The sequence below is a fragment of the Pseudomonas sp. LBUM1660 genome (genome assembly GCF_059695935.1).
Genome location: NZ_CP166795.1, coordinates 19,994 through 36,223 on the forward strand (window position 1 = coordinate 19,994; position 16,230 = coordinate 36,223).

Genomic DNA, 16,230 nt, shown 5'->3' on the forward strand with positions numbered 1-16,230 from the left:
GAGCCTTATTCCGGAGAGTTTTTCATGGTCAACAGTTGGCGCGTGCAACAAGCCGCACAAGCCGTTCGCGCAGGGGCAGTGATTGCCTATCCAACCGAAGCGGTCTGGGGCCTGGGTTGCGATCCGTGGGACGAAGAGGCGGTGTATCGTCTGTTGATGATCAAGGGCCGCTCTGTGGAGAAGGGCCTGATTCTGGTGGCCGACAATATTCGTCAGTTCGACTTCCTGTTCGAAGACTTCCCGGAACTGTGGATGGACCGCATGGCCAGCACGTGGCCGGGGCCGAATACCTGGCTGGTGCCGCATCAGAATCTGTTGCCGCAGTGGATTACCGGCGTGCATGAAACGGTGGCACTACGCGTTAGCGACCACCCGCAGGTGCGGGATTTGTGTGCGATGGTGGGGCCGTTGGTGTCGACCTCGGCTAACCCTCAGGGCCGGCCGGCGGCGCGGACCCGGCTTCGCGTCGAGCAGTATTTCCGTGGGCAGGTGGATCTGGTGTTGGGCGGGAATCTGGGTGGGCGCAGGAATCCGAGCGTGATCCGCGATGTGGCGACCGGGAACGTCATTCGCCCGGATTAATCCCGCAGTAACACCTGTGGCGAGGGAGCTTGCTCCCGCTGGACTGTGCAGCAGTCCCGTTCTTTTAAAGATATGAGGGGCCGCTTCGCGGCCCAGCGGGAGCAAGCTCCCTCGCCACAGTTTGATGTTAAGGCAGCAGAACCGTCGAGCCAGTAGTACGCCGCGCCGACAACTCGGTCTGCGCCTTCGCCGCATCAGCCAATGGATACTTCTGACTGATGTCCACCGTCAGCTTCCCGCTGATAATCATCTCAAACAGCTCATCCGCCATACGCTGCAGGCTCTCGGCATTGTTGGCGTAGGTCGCCAACGTCGGCCGGGTCACGTACAGCGAGCCCTTCGCCGACAAAATCCCCAGGTTCACCCCGTCCACTGCGCCGGACGCATTGCCGAAGCTCACCACCAGGCCCCGTGGTGACACGCTATCGAGTGACGTCAACCAGGTGTCCTTGCCGACGCCGTCGTACACCACCGGGACTTTTTTGCCGTCAGTCAATTCCAGCACCCGTTGTGCGACGTTTTCGTGGCTGTAGTCAATCGTTGCCCAAGCGCCATTGGCTTTGGCCAGTGCGGCTTTCTCTGGCGAGCTGACCGTGCCGATCAACTTCACGTCCAAGGCCTTGGCCCATTGGCAGGCCAGGGATCCGACACCGCCCGCGGCGGCATGGAACAGGATGGTTTCGCCACCCTTGAGTTCATACGTCTGACGCAGCAGGTACTGCACGGTCAGGCCCTTGAGCATCACACCGGCGGCCTGTTCGAAACTGATGGCATCCGGCAAGTGCACCAGATTGGCCTCCGGCAAAACGTGAACCTCGCTGTAGGCGCCCAGCGGGCCGCTGCCGTAAGCCACACGATCGCCGACCTTGAACCGTGTCACTTCGCTGCCCACCGCCTCGACCACGCCCGCACCTTCCGAGCCCAGGCCCGATGGCAGGGCGGGCAGCGGATAGAGACCACTGCGGTAATAAGTGTCGATGAAGTTCAGGCCGATCGCCTTGTTGGTCACGCGAACCTGCTGGGGCCCGGGCTCGGCGGGTTGGTAATCGACATACTCGAGCACTTCGGGGCCGCCATGGGCGCGGAACTGGATACGCTTTGCCATCAGAACTCTCCTTAGGTCATTTTGCCAAGCTCCCTATCGGACTCCTAAGCTTGACCTTCGTCAACTGCGGCGGGCCCATCTGCGATGTTATGCTACGCGCCCATTTGCGCCGGCCCCTGCTCCGATGGAGCGCCGCGTAGCTTTGCCCGATTCAAGGTGATGACATGACGACCCGCACCGAGGCCGTAAAAGCCTACCTGCTCGACCTGCAAGACCGTATTTGCGCAGCCCTTGAAGCTGAAGACGGTGGCACGACATTCGTCGAAGACGCCTGGACCCGGCCTGCCGGCGGTGGCGGTCGCACGCGCGTGATCGAAAACGGCGCGGTCATCGAAAAGGGCGGCGTCAACTTTTCCCACGTCTTTGGCAGCGGGCTCCCACCGTCCGCCAGCGCCCATCGGCCCGAGTTGGCCGGTCGTGGCTTCGAAGCCCTGGGCGTGTCGCTGGTGATTCACCCACACAACCCGCAGGTGCCGACTTCCCACGCCAACGTGCGCTTTTTCATCGCTGAAAAAGAAGGCGAAGAACCGGTCTGGTGGTTCGGCGGCGGTTTCGACCTGACCCCTTATTACGGCAATGAAGAAGACTGCGTGCACTGGCACCGCGTCGCCGAGCAGGCCTGTGCGCCGTTCGGTCCGGACGTCTATCCGCGCTACAAGGCCTGGTGCGACAGCTACTTCCATATTAAGCATCGCCATGAACCACGGGGCATCGGCGGCTTGTTCTTCGATGACTTGAACGAGTGGGACTTCGACACCAGCTTCGCCTTCATGCGCGCCATCGGTGATGCCTACATCGATGCGTACTTGCCGATCGTGCAGCGTCGCAAGAATGATGCGTTCACCGCCAAGCAGCGCGAATTCCAGGAATTCCGCCGTGGCCGCTACGTCGAGTTCAACCTGGTTTACGATCGTGGCACGTTGTTCGGTCTGCAATCGGGCGGGCGTACTGAGTCGATCCTCATGTCCCTGCCCCCGCAAGTCCGCTGGGGCTACGACTGGAAGGCGGAGCCGGGCAGCGAAGAAGCCCGCCTCACCGAATACTTCCTGCAAGACCGCGATTGGTTGGCCAAGGCCTGAACGAGGAGTTCTGATGGACCGTTACGTCGTATTCGGTAACCCGATTGGCCACAGCAAGTCGCCGCTGATCCACCGCTTGTTTGCCGAGCAGACTGCTCAGCAACTGGACTACAGCACCTCGCTGGCACCACTCGACGACTTTTCCGACTTCGCCAAGGGGTTTTTCCTCGAAGGTCGCGGGGCGAATGTAACGGTGCCGTTCAAGGAAGAGGCTTATCGCCTGGCCGACAGCCTGACGGAACGTGCGCAGCGGGCCGGCGCGGTGAACACCCTGAGCAAACTCGCTGATGGCAGCCTGCTGGGCGACAACACCGACGGCGCCGGGCTGGTGCGGGACCTGACGGTCAACGCCGGTTTCAGTCTCAAAGGCAAACGCATCCTGCTGCTCGGTGCTGGCGGCGCTGTACGCGGTGCGCTGGAACCGTTGCTGGCCGAGCAACCCGCTTCGGTCATTATCGCCAACCGCACGGTTGAGAAAGCCGAGTTGCTGGCGGAATTGTTTGCGGATCTGGGGCCGGTGTCAGCCAGTAGTTTCGATTGGTTGAAGGAGTCGGTGGACCTGATCATCAACGCGACGTCCGCGAGTTTGTCGGGCGATGTACCACCGATTGCCAGCAGCCTGATCGAACCGGGCAAGACCGTGTGCTATGACATGATGTACAGCAAGGAGCCGACCTCATTCTGCCGCTGGGCCAGTGAGCATGGTGCGGCGGTGTCGATGGATGGATTGGGGATGCTCGCTGAACAAGCGGCAGAAGCGTTCTTCCTGTGGCGCGGCGTGCGCCCGGACACGGCGCCGGTGCTGGCCGAACTGCGCCGCCAACTGGCGCTGTAGTTCTTTGTGGCGAGGGAGCTTGCTCCCGCTCGGGTGCGAAGCGCCCGCAGATTTTCAGGGCCGCTTCGCAACCTAGCGGGAGCAAGCTCCCTCGCCACAGGTTATGCGTTCGTCATCAAGTGGTGTTTCAGTCCTCAAACCGGATCGGGCATTTCTCCGCGCCTTCAAGCTTGCGCAACTCCTCCACCACCTGCGGCCGCGCCCGGCGCAAGGTCAGGCTGCGATCCTGTTTGAGCAGCCGTCGCGCTTCCTGATGCAGCATTTCCACACCTGAATAGTCGATAAAGTTGATCTGCTGCGCCTCGATCACCACCCGCACGCCGTGCATCCGTTGCAGGCGCACTTGCAGGTAATGGCTGGCGCCGAAAAAGATCGAACCGCCGACCCGCAAAATGTCTTCGTCGCCTTCACGCCAATGCTGCACCCGCGGTTGTGAAGTCCGCTTGAGGTAAAAGAACAGCGAAGCCAGCACCCCGGCATAGATGGCTGTCTGCAACTCCAGCAGCAGCGTGGCCACGCAGGTCAGCGCCATGACCAGGAACTCGGCGCGACTGACCCGCAACAGTGCGCGAATGCCCCGATGATCCACCAATCCCCAGGCGATCAGCAGAATGCTGCCCGCCATGGCCGGGATCGGAATGTGCGCGATCAACGCCGCGCCGAAGATGGCGAACAGCGCCACCCACAGCGCTGAAAATACCCCGGCCAACGGTGAGCAGGCACCCGCTTCGTAGCTCAGGCCCGAGCGGGTAAAGGAACCCGCTGACAGCGAGCCGGAGAAAAACGCCCCGACCATGTTCGAAAAACCCTGGGCGCGCACTTCCTGATTGGCGTCGAGCAATTGCTGGGAGCGAGCCGACAAGGAGCGGGCAATCGACAGGCTCGTCACCAGTCCGAGCATCCCCACCGCCACGGCGCTGGGCAGCAGGCGCAGGATCAGGTCCAGATCCAGCGGCAGCGGACTGAAGGGCGGCAGCCGCCCGATAAACGCGCTGACCAACTTCACATGGCCGAACATCGAGGGCCAGAACCACACCAGCAGCCCACTCAGCGCCAAGGTGATCAAGAGCGTCGGCCAACGTGGCAGCAGTAATTTCAGGATCACGCCTACCCCGACGGTGGCCAGCCCCAGCACCAGCGAAGGTTTATCCACTTCACCGAGGTGTTTGAACACCATCAAAAAGCTGTCCAGCGCGGTGGACTGATTGGGCAGGTCCAGCCCCAGCAGGTTCGGCAACTGGCCGATGGCAATCACCACCGCTGCGCCGAGGGTGAAGCCCAGCACCACCGAGTGAGAAACGAAATTCACCAGGGCGCCAAAGCGCAGCAAACCGAGCAGCCACTGGAAAATGCCGGCGAGCAGCGTCAGAAGCAGGATCAGGGTGACGTAGTCCCCTGACGCGGGAACGGCCAGAGGACTGACGCTGGCATATAGGACGATGGAAATCGCCGCCGTAGGGCCACAGATCAGATGCCACGACGAACCCCAGAGGCAAGCGATCAGCACCGGAATTATCGCGGCGTACAGGCCGTATTCCGGCGGAAGTCCGGCGATCAGGGCGTAGGCAATGGATTGCGGCAGCGCAAGAATGGCGCCGCTGAGGCCAACGATCAGGTCACGCCCGACGCTGGCGCGGGTTTGCCGGGGCAACCAGGAAAGGAAGGGAAAGAGTGAATGGCGGCTGGGGAAGGCCATGGGTCCTCTCGGGTGGGGTTTTGCGCAAGGGTATCAGTACGAGGTGATCATTGTGGCGAGGGAGCTTGCTCCCGCAGATTTTTAGGGCGGCTTCGCAGCCCAGCGGGAGCAAGCTCCCTCGCCACAGGTAACCCTTACAACTTGGCTTTTACCGCCGGCAACGCATCTTTCCCATCCACGGTCTTCACGCCATCCAGCCATTTATTCAGCACGGCGGGATTGGCCTTGATCCACGCCTTGGCCGCATCGGCATTGCTGACTTTTTTGTTCACCACCTCGGCCATGATGCTGTTCTCCATCTCCTGGGTGAAACTCAGGTTGGTGAGCAGCTTGCCGACGTTCGGACAGGCCTGTGCATAACCTTTGCGGGTGAGTGTATGAACGCTGCCGGTGTCACCGAAATACTTCTCGCCGCCCTTCAGGTAATGCATTTTCAACTGCACGTTCATCGGGTGTGGCGTCCAGCCGAGGAAGGTCACGAACTTCTGTTTCTTCACCGCGCGAGACACTTCGGCCAGCATCGCCTGTTCGCTGGACTCGACCAGTTTCCACTGGCCCATGTCGAAGTCGTTCTTCTTTATGATCTCTTGCAACGAGATGTTCGCCGGGGCGCCCGAGCCGATGCCGTAGATCTTCTTGTCGAACTTGTCGGCGTATTTATTCAGGTCGGCAAAGTTATGCACACCCGCGTCCCACACATAATCAGGGACTGCCAGCGTGAATTCGGTGCCGTCGAGGTTCTTCGCCAGTTGTGTGACATCACCCGTGGCGACGAATTTATCGTAGAAGCCCTGCTGCGCCGGCATCCAGTTCCCCAGGAACACGTCGACCTGGCCATCCTTCAACCCGCCAAAGGTGATCGGTACCGCGAGGGTGTCGACCTTGGCCTTGTAGCCCATGCCCTCCAGCAGAAACCCGGTAATGGCGTTGGTCGCAGCGATGTCGCTCCAGCCCGGATCGGCCATTTTCACCGTGTCGCAGCTCTGATCGGCAAAGGCCGATGCACTGCACAGAGCCAGTAGCCCGACCGTCAGTACTGTGGATAACTTTTGCATGGACTTCCCCTTAACATTATTGGTTTTGGCAGGGTTGTGGATAACGTGCTTTACGTTCCAGATCGTCGAGGTCGATGTGGTTGCGCATGTACTGCTGACTGGCGTCCACCAGCGGCTGGTGATCCCAGCTCTTCAGCTTGCCGATGGTCAGCGCCTCGGCGACGAAACGCCGGCGACGCTGGCTCGCGAGCACCTGTTGGTGGATCGCCGGAATGTCCCATTTGGCCCGTGCTTCAGCCAGAAATTCCTCGAACAGCGGCCGATGTTGCGGCGATTGGCTGAGTTCTTCCTGTTCGCGCGGGTCGTTGTGTACGTCGAAGAGTAGGCAAGGGTCGTCTTCGCTATAGATGAATTTGTAAGCACCGCGGCGGATCATCATCAAAGGACTGATAGTGCCTTCGGCCATGTATTCGCCGAAGACTTCGTCGTGACCGCCCTGCCCTTGCAGGTGCGAGACCAGCGAACGACCGTCAAGCGGCAGGCCCGGCTCCAGCGATCCGCCGGCCAGTTCGACGAAGGTGGGCAACAGGTCAGCGGTGGAAACGGCTGCACTCACTCGCCCGGCCCCGAATTGTCCCGGTGCACTTATCAACAGCGGTACGCGGGCGGCCATTTCAAACCAGTGCATTTTGTACCAGAGGCCACGCTCGCCAAGCATGTCGCCGTGGTCACCGGAGAAGACAATGATGGTGTCGTCGATCAGCCCGGTATCTTCGAGTGTTTGCAGGAGTTTGCCGACGTTGCTGTCGATATAGCTGCACGCACCGAAATAGGCGCGACGCGCATCGCGGATCTTATCCACAGGCAGCGGCTTGTCCCACAGGTCATATACCTTGAGCAAACGCTGGGAGTGCGGGTCGAGATCGATTTGCGCCGGGGTTTGCGGCAGCGGGATGTCGGCATCGTCGTACATGTCCCAAAAAGCCTTGGGAATGGTGTACGGATCGTGTGGGTGCGTCATCGACACGGTCAGGCAAAACGGCTGATCGCCCTCCTCGCGGATGTGATCGAACAGGTATTGCTGGGCCTTGAACACCACCTCTTCGTCGAAATCCAGCTGATTGGTGCGCACGCACGGCCCTGCCTGCAGCACCGAAGACATGTTGTGGAACCAGGTCGGACGCACGTCCGGCTCATCCCAGTTCACCGACCAGCCGTAATCGGCCGGGTAAATGTCGCTGGTCAGGCGCTCTTCATAACCGTGGAGCTGATCCGGGCCACAGAAATGCATCTTGCCCGACAGCGCGGTGCGGTAGCCGAGGCGACGCAGGTAGTGGGCATAGGTGGGTACATCGGCGGGGAAATCGGCCGCGTTGTCGTAGGCGCCGATCTTGCTCGGCAACTGACCGCTGACCAGGGTAAAACGCGACGGCGCGCACAGCGGGCTGTTGCAATAAGCGGCGTCGAACACCACGCCTTCGGCGGCGAGGCGGGAGAGATTAGGTAATTTGATGGGCGAGGGACCGTAGAACGGCAACATTGGCGCGGCCATCTGATCGGCCATGATGAAAAGAATATTCTGGCGCTTCATGTGATCGCGGCATTCCATAGTGAATATTTATGCGAGAGTGCTGCGATCGAGGATGGAGTCCATGCACTTTGTGGTAAAGCCCATGCACGGCAATGACTAGGATAAGCACCGCTTATGTATGACGCCCTTGGAAATTTGTCGCTGGACCTGCTGCGAGCGTTTGAAGCGGCGGCCCGTCATCGCAGTTTTACCGCCGCAGCGGTAGAGCTGGGCACCACGCAGCCCGCCGTCAGCCAGCAGATCAAACGCCTGGAAGAACAACTCACGGCGCGGCTGTTTGATCGTATTTATCGCGGCATCGAGTTGACTGAGGCGGGGACCATACTTTTCGAGCAGGTTCAGCTCGGTTTGCAGAACATCGATGCCGGATTGAGCGCGATCAGCGCACAGCATCAACATGAGGTCTTGCAGGTGGCCACGGATTTCGCCTTTGCCGCGTATTGGCTGATGCCCCGATTGCACCGCTTTCATCAAGCCAATCCCCAAGTCGACGTCAGCCTGGTCACCAGCGAGCGCAATCACAACATGCTGCGCACCGATATTGATGTGGCGGTGTTGTTTGGGGATGGCCGGTTCAAACAGGGCGAAAGCCATTGGCTGTTCAGCGAAGAAGTGTTTCCGGTGTGCAGCCCGCTGCTGTTGAAGGATCGTCCCCTGCCCTTGTCGGCCCAGTCATTGCTGGAATTTCCGCTGCTGCACCTGCGCGGCGAAAACAGCAGCAACTGGTTCGACTGGAGCGGCGTCTTTCGCGAGTTGGGGATCACATCGGCCCCGGCCCCCGGCCAATTGCGCTTCGACAATTACACGTTGCTGATTCAAGCGGCGATTGGTGGCCAGGGTGTGGCGATCGGCTGGCGGCACCTTGTGGATAACTTGCTGGTGCAGGGTTTGTTGTGTCGACCGATTGTGGACACAGTGATTTCCAGGCTCGGCTATTACGTGGTTCTGCCCCAGCGAAAACGGCGTGGGGTATTGATCCAACAGTTTGTGGACTGGCTGATGGCCGAGCAGGCCAGCAGCGCCCAATCGCTGAATGGTTTACCGCTGCCGTCTATCGCGGTGTAGGGGCGGTCGAAACGAAGGTCACATGCTCGCGAACGTGAAGATTGAGATGCAGCTCATCGGCAATCCCCACCGCCACGCGGTTCAACCGTTCAAGCGGTTCGGCCAGACCCGGTTCAAGGCTGCTGCTCACATGGTTGAAATGTTCGATCGTCAGCCCCGGCACGCCGCGCGGCGCGTTCACCAGAGTCCAGTGCAAGGCACTGCTTTGCAGCGCATCAAGGATTTCCTCGGCGGCATGCCGCTGGAGGAGATCCAGCGCTTGCGCCTCCGTTTCGTCGAGTTCGGCGAAATCCCCCACCAGGAACAACCGGGCAATGCCGGCCGCCTGCATGCCCGCGATCAGCGCATCCACTGCCAACACTTGCTCGACCGGGCCTGGCACGATGGTTTTTTCCACCGTCTCGCTGTTGAATGGCAGCCCCGGTGCGTCCAGTAGACAAATAACCGCCGAACTGCCCGCCACGCTTTGTTTGACGCGTTCAGGCTCGAACAGATCGCCGGTCTTGGTGCGCAGTCCTGGGCGCGGTGGGAGCGCCGTCAGGTCATCCAGAATTGCGATCACTTCATGTTGGCGCCGTAGCATTTCAGCCATCAGCGCACTGCCGAGGCTACTCATGGCACCATAAAGCACCACTTTCACCACCGGGGTTTCGGCATTTTTCATGGCTGCGATTCCTTGTTTTCCTACGTATATGTCGTGTGACCTGTAGGAATCGGTGAGGGTTCGACTGGGTTTTTGAGGGTTTCAGATGCAACAGATCAAGGGTTACCACGCCCATGTCTATTTCGACGCCAGCAGCATTGATCAGGCGCGAGCGCTGTGTGAGCACGCCGCGCAGGTGTTCCCGCTGAAAATGGGCCGCGTGCACGAACGCCCCGTGGGTCCGCACCCGGACTGGAGTTGCCAACTGGCGTTCGGGCCGGAACTGATCGGCGACGTGCTGCCGTGGCTGGCGCTCAACCGCAAGGGGTTGGTGGTGTTCCTGCACCCGGACACCGGCGACGATTTGCTGGATCACACCGAGCACGCGATCTGGATGGGCGCGATCCGGCCGCTGGATCTGTCTGTTTTTTGATCAGAGGATTTCTTCGGCTTCACCCGGCAAGTGCTCGTCCAGGTGCAGCCAGGGCAATTGGCTGTCCGTCCAGATGTGCCGCTCGGCCGGGGCCTGCTCTGGGTGATCGAGGGTGGCGATGGTCACGTCGATGCTCTCGGGGCTGAGGTGCGTCATCAGCGCCAGTTGCGCCCCGCAGTTCGGGCAGAAATAGCGCACGCAAGTTGTCGAAGATTCGTACTGCGCTGGCGTCCCTTTCAGCCATTTAAAGGCGGACGCGGGCACGGTGATCCAGGTCGTCACGATCCCGCCGCTGACCCGCCGGCAGATCGAGCAATGGCAGTGGGCGATGTCGTGCAAAGGTCCGCTGAATTGATAGCGCAGATGTCCGCAATGGCAGCCGCCGGTGTGAATGTCGCTCATGACCTTTCCTCCTGATGCGCAGTTACTGACGCCTTCGCGAGCAAGCCCGCACCCACAGTAGGTCTGTGGCCATTGAAGATCCCGTGTGGGAGCGAGCCTGCTCGCGATGGCCTCAACTCGGTTTAACTCCGTGCCCCAGTCCGACGACCGGTCACACATCCGGTCAATGCTTTCACCAGCGAAAGCTGGCTGAAAGCTTCCCCGATTAGGATCGCCCCCACTGCCGGCAAAAGACCGGTCGGCCAATGCCAGTGTTTTATCGCTCGCACAGCCCATTTAACAACAACAATGGTGATCCTGATGTCCTTTGCTACCCGCCGCTTCGCTGCAACTCCGCCCGTAGGCCTCGTGCTTCCCGTTCTGCGCTGACCCCACCCGGTTCGCCCATTCCCTAGCCGCGCTACGCCTGGAGTATTCCCATGCTGACTTTCCTTGGCTTCGCCATGGTCATCACGTTCATGTTCCTGATCATGACCAAGCGCCTGTCCGCGCTGATCGCCCTGATCATCATTCCTATCGTCTTCGCCCTGTTCGGTGGTTTCGCGCCGAAGATCGGCCCGATGATGCTCGAAGGCATCACCAAGCTTGCGCCGACCGGCGTGATGCTGATGTTTGCCATTCTGTATTTCGCCCTGATGATCGACTCCGGCCTGTTCGACCCGGCCGTGCGCAAGATCCTCAAACTGGTCAAGGGCGACCCGCTGAAAGTGTCGGTCGGCACCGCGGTACTGGCGCTCGTCGTTTCCCTCGATGGTGACGGCGCGACCACTTACATGATCTGCGTGGCCGCGATGCTGCCGCTCTACAGCCGCATCGGCATGAGCCCGCGGATCATGGCCGGCCTGATCATCCTCGCCGGTGGCGTGATGAACATGACCCCATGGGGCGGCCCGACTGCCCGTGCGGCGAGTGCGTTGCACGTGGACCCGTCGGACATCTTCGTACCAATGATTCCAGCGATGGCGGCCGGTGTGGTGGCAATCCTCTTGATTGCTTACTTCTACGGCAAACGTGAACGTGCACGTCTGGGTGAGCTGCACCTGGTGGGCGATGAAGTCGACCACAGTGAAATCAGCGTTTCGCAGTTCCCGGATGCCCGTCGTCCAAAACTGATCTGGTTCAACGGCGCCCTGACCCTGGGCCTGATGTGCACCCTGATTGCCGGCCTGTTGCCGCTGCCCGTGTTGTTCATGGTGGCGTTCAGTATTGCCATGATCGTCAACTATCCTTGCCTGCAACAGCAGAAGGATCGCGTCGCGGCTCACGCCGGTAGCGTACTGGCGGTGGTCGGTTTGATCTTCGCAGCGGGCATCTTCACCGGTATCCTGTCGGGCACCGGCATGGTCGATGCCATGTCGAAAAGCCTGCTGGCGGTGATCCCTGATTTCCTCGGCCCTTACCTGGCCGTGATTACCGCGCTGGTGAGCATGCCGTTCACGTTCTTCATGTCGAACGACGCATTTTATTACGGCGTGTTACCAGTACTTGCCGAAGCAGCCAGTCATTACGGTATAACCGCGGTTGAAATGGCACGTGCCTCGATCGTCGGTCAGCCCGTCCACCTGTTGAGCCCGCTGGTACCATCGACTTACTTGTTGGTGGCCCTGGCCGGTATCGATTTCGGTGACCATCAGCGCTTCACCCTGAAATGGGCAGTGCTGGTGTGCATGTGCATACTGGTTGCAGCATTGCTGATGGGGATTTTTCCGCTGTTCAGCACTCTATAAGCCCAAGACTCACCACAACGGGTCCAGGCTTCGCTGTTTGAAGCCCGGGCCCGTTCTGGTTTAACACTCGCTCAAAGGAATACACATGGAATGGCTGACCAACCCTGAAATCTGGGTTGCCTTCTTTACCCTGACCGCCCTGGAAATCGTCCTGGGTATCGATAACATCATCATGATTTCGATCCTGGTCAGCCGCATGCCCAAACACATGCAGCAGCGAACCCGGATCTTCGGCCTGGCGCTGGCCATGGTCACGCGGATCCTGTTGTTGCTGTCGATCACCTGGGTCATGCGCCTCACCGCCGACCTGTTCGAAATGTTCGGCCAGGGTATTTCCGGGCGAGACCTGATCCTGTTCTTCGGTGGTCTGTTCCTGCTGTGGAAGAGCTCGCAAGAGATGTATCACGCACTGGAAGGCGAGGATGAGACCCACGAGGAACCGACCGCCAAGGGTGGCAGCTTCCTGTACACCATCATCCAGATTGCGATTATCGACATCGTGTTCTCCCTGGATTCGGTGATCACCGCCGTGGGTATGGTTTCCCATGTGCCGGTCATGGTCGCTGCGATCATCGTCGCCGTACTGGTGATGATGCTGGCGGCTGGCACCATCAGCGAATTCATCGACAAGCACCCGTCGCTGAAAATGCTGGCGCTGTCGTTCCTGTTGCTGGTCGGTACTGTGTTGATTGCCGAGTCCTTCGAAGTGCATTTGCCAAAAGGCTACGTCTACTTCGCCATGGCGTTCTCGCTGGCGGTGGAAGCGATCAACATCAAGATGCGCACTGCGATCGCGAAAAAACGCAAACAGCAAGATCCGGTGAAACTGCGCAAGGACATTCCGGGGCAGTAACCCGAACCTGTGCACTGGCTGGTGTCAGTCAGTGCACAAAACCTGTGGGAGCGAGCTTGCTCGCGATGGGGCCATTACATTCAACATCGATGTTGACTGAGAGGCCGCTATCGCGAGCAGGCTCACTCCCACATTTTTTTGCTCAGTGATTACCCAGGCGGATCGAGGTTATCCAGCACTCGATTCACCGCCAACTCCCCCAACATGATGTTTTGCTGAATCCCCAGCAGGGTATTGCGATGCGTGCCTTCCATTCGTGCGGCGAAATCACTGGCCATGACACTGGCCGACGCCAACGACTCGCAGGCGTGAGCGAGCAGGGTTTCGTTATCGACCTTTGGGTCTATGAAGAAGATCGTGCTGGGTTTGCGTGGTGGGAAGTCGTGGGGGACCGGGTCGGTGTCCGGTGGGTTGGGTGTTGCCTTGAACATAGATAGAACTCCAGTACCGGTTACATGGAGCCTTCACTCTCGCTACCAAACGAAGGTGGCGGCCATACACAGGTTGGTAGACCGGAGTACTGGAACCGGCGCCCCCGAAGGGACCCTGCGCATGGCCACCATAAGCTACGACCTGAAAAAGCGTCCGCAAAAAGTGGCTATGCGCCAGACTCCGGGCTACCAAACCCGATCGCTGTTTTTAGCGATGGATAAACGATAGATAGCAGGGTCAAGGCGCACAAGCCGGCGGATTCTGGCGTAGCCGTAGGCAACGACGCAAGGTGTTGTAGCCTCCGAGAAGTAACGCCGGGTGTCTTTAAACACGCACTGAAAAAACGCGTGAATCACGTCAAAACAGCCGAATGCTTTCCAACCGCTTTTCTCCAAAGGTTGACGCATCCAGCTCTGGTGGTTAGCGTCCCCCGCTCGCTTCAAACGACATGACAAGGAATGCATATGTCAGGAAAACCGGCTGCACGCCTCACGGACCCCACCACCTGTCCCCTCCCCGGTCACGGCACCAACCCGATTGCCAGCGGGTCTCCCGATGTGTTCTTCAACGGCCTTGCGGCCGCTCGGGTCAGCGACAAATGCACCTGCGGCCAGGCCCTGAACGGCGGATTTTCTTCAACCGTGTTCATCAACGGCCTGAACGCCATGACGCTCGATAGCACCACCAGCCATGGCGGTGTGGTAATTGGCGGCTCCGGCAACGTCATCATCGGCAGCTCTCATACCCCCACGCCATTCATTCCGCCCCTGCCGATCATCGGTCAGCCCTTGGTCGAATTCTAAGCCGTCAGCGCCGGCAATGGCGAACCCATTGCCCAACAAGACTACGAAATCGAAACCGCCGAAGGCCGCATCGTCAAAGGCCAGACCAACGCAGAGGGCATGACCCAAAGTGTCGCCACCCTACAGCCCGACCTCGCCGTAGTCCGCTGGACTGTCTGACGCCTCAAGGAAGAATGAAATGACTGGACAATGCATGGCCCCAGACGACCTGGACATGAAGAAACTCTGGGACAGCACCTGCGAACTCCCCGCTTGCAAGCGCGAAACCACCAAGGCCGGCCCCAACCCGAAAACCCGCGTCGAAGTGCCATTGCTGACCTGTAACTGCCTGTGGCGCAGGTTTCAGAAAGAAGCCGAAGAGTGGGTGGCACCGGGCGGCGTATTGATCGCCGACCCGCAAGCCCGCAACCGCAAGATCAACGCGGCCTATGCACAGTTGTGGCTGGCGGATAACCGGTTTCAGTGGGCGGGGTTGGCGGCGTTTGCATCGAAGCAGGTGGGGTGTGGGTTGATCCATGCCACCAAGTTGCAAACGGCTATTGCGGCGCAGAAGGCTGCGCAGGAGAAATTGCGGACGGGGAAATCGGAAACCCTTTTCGAAGGGTTTGGGTTCAAGCTCAGCAAGACTGATCCGGAAATCGAGAAAGAGTTAGCGAGCGCCAAAGCGGCCAATCCTCTTCCCACTGAGGATATTACCTTCGGCGACAACTCCCGCTCCGCTGTTCAGCAGCAGTTGGACTACGTGTATGAAATGCTGGCCCTCGGTAACACCTCGCTGTTCTTGGATGTTTATCCACTGCATCGGTTTTTTATGGTGCGCGGCTATAAGGAAATGGAGAAGTGCTTGAAAAGCCGTCGTGGCATTGTGAAAGACGTGATGTGGCCGATTGCGGGGAAGGTGGAGTTTGGCGCAGATACCCCGGAGATTTACGCAACGTTCAAGGCCATCGACGAGGGAAAAATCAAGGATAGCGTCGAGCGAATGGCTACTCATGAACAGGTAAACATCCTTCAACCAGCGATGTACGACGAAACTCATTTTGCGATGCTCATGCGGGGCACCCATGGTGGCGATGTCATTTCGGTCGTAACAGGTTTGTTGCCTGGGGCCGCCGAGGAAATACAGCTCACCCTTGCTAGCCAATGCAAAGCGCCTGACAACAGGAAAGTTGCTTTCGGTAGTAATCCGCTTGCCAACCTTGCCGACAAGAACCAAAGGATGGAGTTTGTCCTGCGCGCCGCCACTCAGTTTGACATGTTGCTTAATCAGCCAGCCTCTCGAGCAAAGTTAAAACAGTCCATTGCTGACATCGCAAGCGGAGGGGGCATCAAGTGATGCGGAAGCGAAATATCTACTTATTTTCTGCCGCTGTTATGTTGGCGACGGTCACTGTGGCTTTTTATTTCAGCCGTGGTCCGGAACAAATTTCCTTCCATATTGGTAAAAGTTACGATGATGTGGTGCGCGATTCGACATTTCCTGTAAGGGACGAAACCGCCATCTATCCTAGCGACCCACCCCACCCAAGCTCGACCTGGATCAGCAAGCCAGTAATTATCACGTTTGATGATAAGCAACATGGATTCACATTGCCTGCGACAAAGTTTGGTGCGATTGGCTGGTCCGGTTTCAAAGCGATAACCCTATCCACTTCTCCGATGCTTGAAACCTTGCCTTTCGGGCAAGCTGTAGAGCTTTTTCAAAACCTGCAGAATATGTTTAAACAGGCCGGTTGGAGTCCGGAGGCGGTGGAAGGAAACGATTGGCTAAGAACAGAAAGCGCAGAAGACAAACAGCGACTTCAGGCAAAGCTGTTTGATCAACTGGATGGCCTCATTTTGTTGATTCCGCACAAGTACAGCTTGATCCTTCACATTAAATGCTATGCCCGCTGCGACGAAAGAAACCCCGAGACAGCTAGGTATCTGATCGATGTAGGACTGGGAGAAGATCACTTCAGCGATTGAACACCCCGCCAATGGAAACGG

Annotated in this window: 16 protein-coding genes and 1 pseudogene; 10 read left to right on the forward strand and 7 right to left on the reverse strand. The window is 59.0% G+C overall.

Annotated features, from left to right (window positions below; all coding sequences use genetic code 11):
• The first annotated feature begins 24 nt into the window (after positions 1 to 24).
• A complete protein-coding gene (gene tsaC / locus ACA068_RS00095; RefSeq protein WP_497306704.1) occupies positions 25 to 582 on the forward strand; it encodes an L-threonylcarbamoyladenylate synthase type 1 TsaC in 558 nt (185 codons plus the stop codon).
• A 127-nt stretch (positions 583 to 709) separates the two neighbouring features.
• Here the strand turns inward: tsaC and ACA068_RS00100 are convergent, their stop codons facing one another.
• Complete coding sequence (locus tag ACA068_RS00100; protein ID WP_497306706.1) at positions 710 to 1,687, reverse strand: NADPH:quinone reductase; 978 nt, start codon at positions 1,685 to 1,687, stop codon at positions 710 to 712.
• A 164-nt stretch (positions 1,688 to 1,851) separates the two neighbouring features.
• On the opposite strand from ACA068_RS00100, the gene hemF reads away from it, so the two are divergent.
• A complete protein-coding gene (hemF, locus tag ACA068_RS00105) occupies positions 1,852 to 2,766 on the forward strand; it encodes an oxygen-dependent coproporphyrinogen oxidase (RefSeq protein ID WP_497306708.1) in 915 nt (304 codons plus the stop codon).
• A 13-nt stretch (positions 2,767 to 2,779) separates the two neighbouring features.
• Positions 2,780 to 3,601 (forward strand): shikimate dehydrogenase, encoded by an 822-nt coding sequence (gene aroE / locus ACA068_RS00110; protein WP_497306710.1) that lies wholly within the window; start codon positions 2,780 to 2,782, stop codon positions 3,599 to 3,601.
• Between the two features lie 127 nt (positions 3,602 to 3,728).
• On the opposite strand, the gene ACA068_RS00115 is transcribed toward aroE, so the two are convergent.
• The 3 genes from ACA068_RS00115 to betC all read right to left on the reverse strand — a co-directional run bounded on the left by ACA068_RS00115 (position 3,729) and on the right by betC (position 7,883).
• Positions 3,729 to 5,297: a SulP family inorganic anion transporter gene (locus ACA068_RS00115; RefSeq protein WP_497306711.1), complete on the reverse strand. Its 1,569-nt coding sequence runs from the start codon at positions 5,295 to 5,297 to the stop codon at positions 3,729 to 3,731.
• A 134-nt stretch (positions 5,298 to 5,431) separates the two neighbouring features.
• Complete coding sequence (choX, locus tag ACA068_RS00120) at positions 5,432 to 6,352, reverse strand: choline ABC transporter substrate-binding protein (RefSeq protein ID WP_497306713.1); 921 nt, start codon at positions 6,350 to 6,352, stop codon at positions 5,432 to 5,434.
• 16 nt (positions 6,353 to 6,368) lie between these two features.
• Complete coding sequence (betC, locus tag ACA068_RS00125) at positions 6,369 to 7,883, reverse strand: choline-sulfatase (protein ID WP_497306715.1); 1,515 nt, start codon at positions 7,881 to 7,883, stop codon at positions 6,369 to 6,371.
• A 114-nt stretch (positions 7,884 to 7,997) separates the two neighbouring features.
• On the opposite strand from betC, the gene ACA068_RS00130 reads away from it, so the two are divergent.
• Positions 7,998 to 8,948, forward strand: coding sequence for a choline sulfate utilization transcriptional regulator (locus tag ACA068_RS00130; RefSeq protein ID WP_497306717.1), 951 nt, complete (start codon positions 7,998 to 8,000; stop codon positions 8,946 to 8,948).
• Here ACA068_RS00130 and ACA068_RS00135 read toward each other — a convergent pair.
• Entirely contained in the window at positions 8,935 to 9,612 is a 678-nt protein-coding gene (locus ACA068_RS00135) for an NAD(P)-dependent oxidoreductase (protein ID WP_497306719.1), read from the reverse strand. The two genes, ACA068_RS00130 and ACA068_RS00135, sit on opposite strands and share 14 nt — an antisense overlap.
• Positions 9,613 to 9,697: 85 nt before the next feature.
• Here ACA068_RS00135 and ACA068_RS00140 point away from each other — a divergent pair, with 85 nt between their 5' ends.
• Positions 9,698 to 10,024, forward strand: coding sequence for a DOPA 4,5-dioxygenase family protein (locus ACA068_RS00140; protein ID WP_497306720.1), 327 nt, complete (start codon positions 9,698 to 9,700; stop codon positions 10,022 to 10,024).
• Here ACA068_RS00140 and ACA068_RS00145 read toward each other — a convergent pair whose 3' ends face one another.
• A complete protein-coding gene (locus ACA068_RS00145; protein WP_497306721.1) occupies positions 10,025 to 10,426 on the reverse strand; it encodes a GFA family protein in 402 nt (133 codons plus the stop codon).
• A 419-nt stretch (positions 10,427 to 10,845) separates the two neighbouring features.
• Between ACA068_RS00145 and ACA068_RS00150 the strand changes: the two genes are divergently transcribed.
• Both ACA068_RS00150 and ACA068_RS00155 read left to right on the forward strand, forming a co-directional pair.
• On the forward strand, positions 10,846 to 12,153 hold the full coding sequence (locus ACA068_RS00150) for a CitMHS family transporter (RefSeq protein ID WP_497306722.1): 1,308 nt from the start codon (positions 10,846 to 10,848) through the stop codon (positions 12,151 to 12,153).
• Positions 12,154 to 12,238: 85 nt separating this feature from the next.
• Positions 12,239 to 13,006 (forward strand): TerC family protein, encoded by a 768-nt coding sequence (locus tag ACA068_RS00155; protein ID WP_131059072.1) that lies wholly within the window; start codon positions 12,239 to 12,241, stop codon positions 13,004 to 13,006.
• 149 nt (positions 13,007 to 13,155) lie between these two features.
• Here ACA068_RS00155 and ACA068_RS00160 read toward each other — a convergent pair whose 3' ends face one another.
• Positions 13,156 to 13,437 (reverse strand): DUF6124 family protein, encoded by a 282-nt coding sequence (locus ACA068_RS00160; protein WP_403105202.1) that lies wholly within the window; start codon positions 13,435 to 13,437, stop codon positions 13,156 to 13,158.
• Between the two features lie 465 nt (positions 13,438 to 13,902).
• Here ACA068_RS00160 and ACA068_RS00165 point away from each other — a divergent pair.
• From ACA068_RS00165 to ACA068_RS00175, 3 genes and pseudogenes are all read left to right on the forward strand, one after another.
• A pseudogene (locus ACA068_RS00165) lies at positions 13,903 to 14,400 on the forward strand (PAAR domain-containing protein).
• Positions 14,401 to 14,419: 19 nt separating this feature from the next.
• On the forward strand, positions 14,420 to 15,577 hold the full coding sequence (locus ACA068_RS00170) for a DUF2515 family protein (protein WP_497306723.1): 1,158 nt from the start codon (positions 14,420 to 14,422) through the stop codon (positions 15,575 to 15,577).
• Positions 15,577 to 16,209 carry a hypothetical protein gene (locus tag ACA068_RS00175; protein ID WP_497310687.1) on the forward strand — a complete coding sequence of 211 codons (633 nt, stop codon included), beginning with the start codon at positions 15,577 to 15,579 and terminating at the stop codon, positions 16,207 to 16,209. The genes ACA068_RS00170 and ACA068_RS00175 overlap by 1 nt, the downstream gene beginning before the upstream one ends.
• Positions 16,210 to 16,230: the final 21 nt, after the last annotated feature.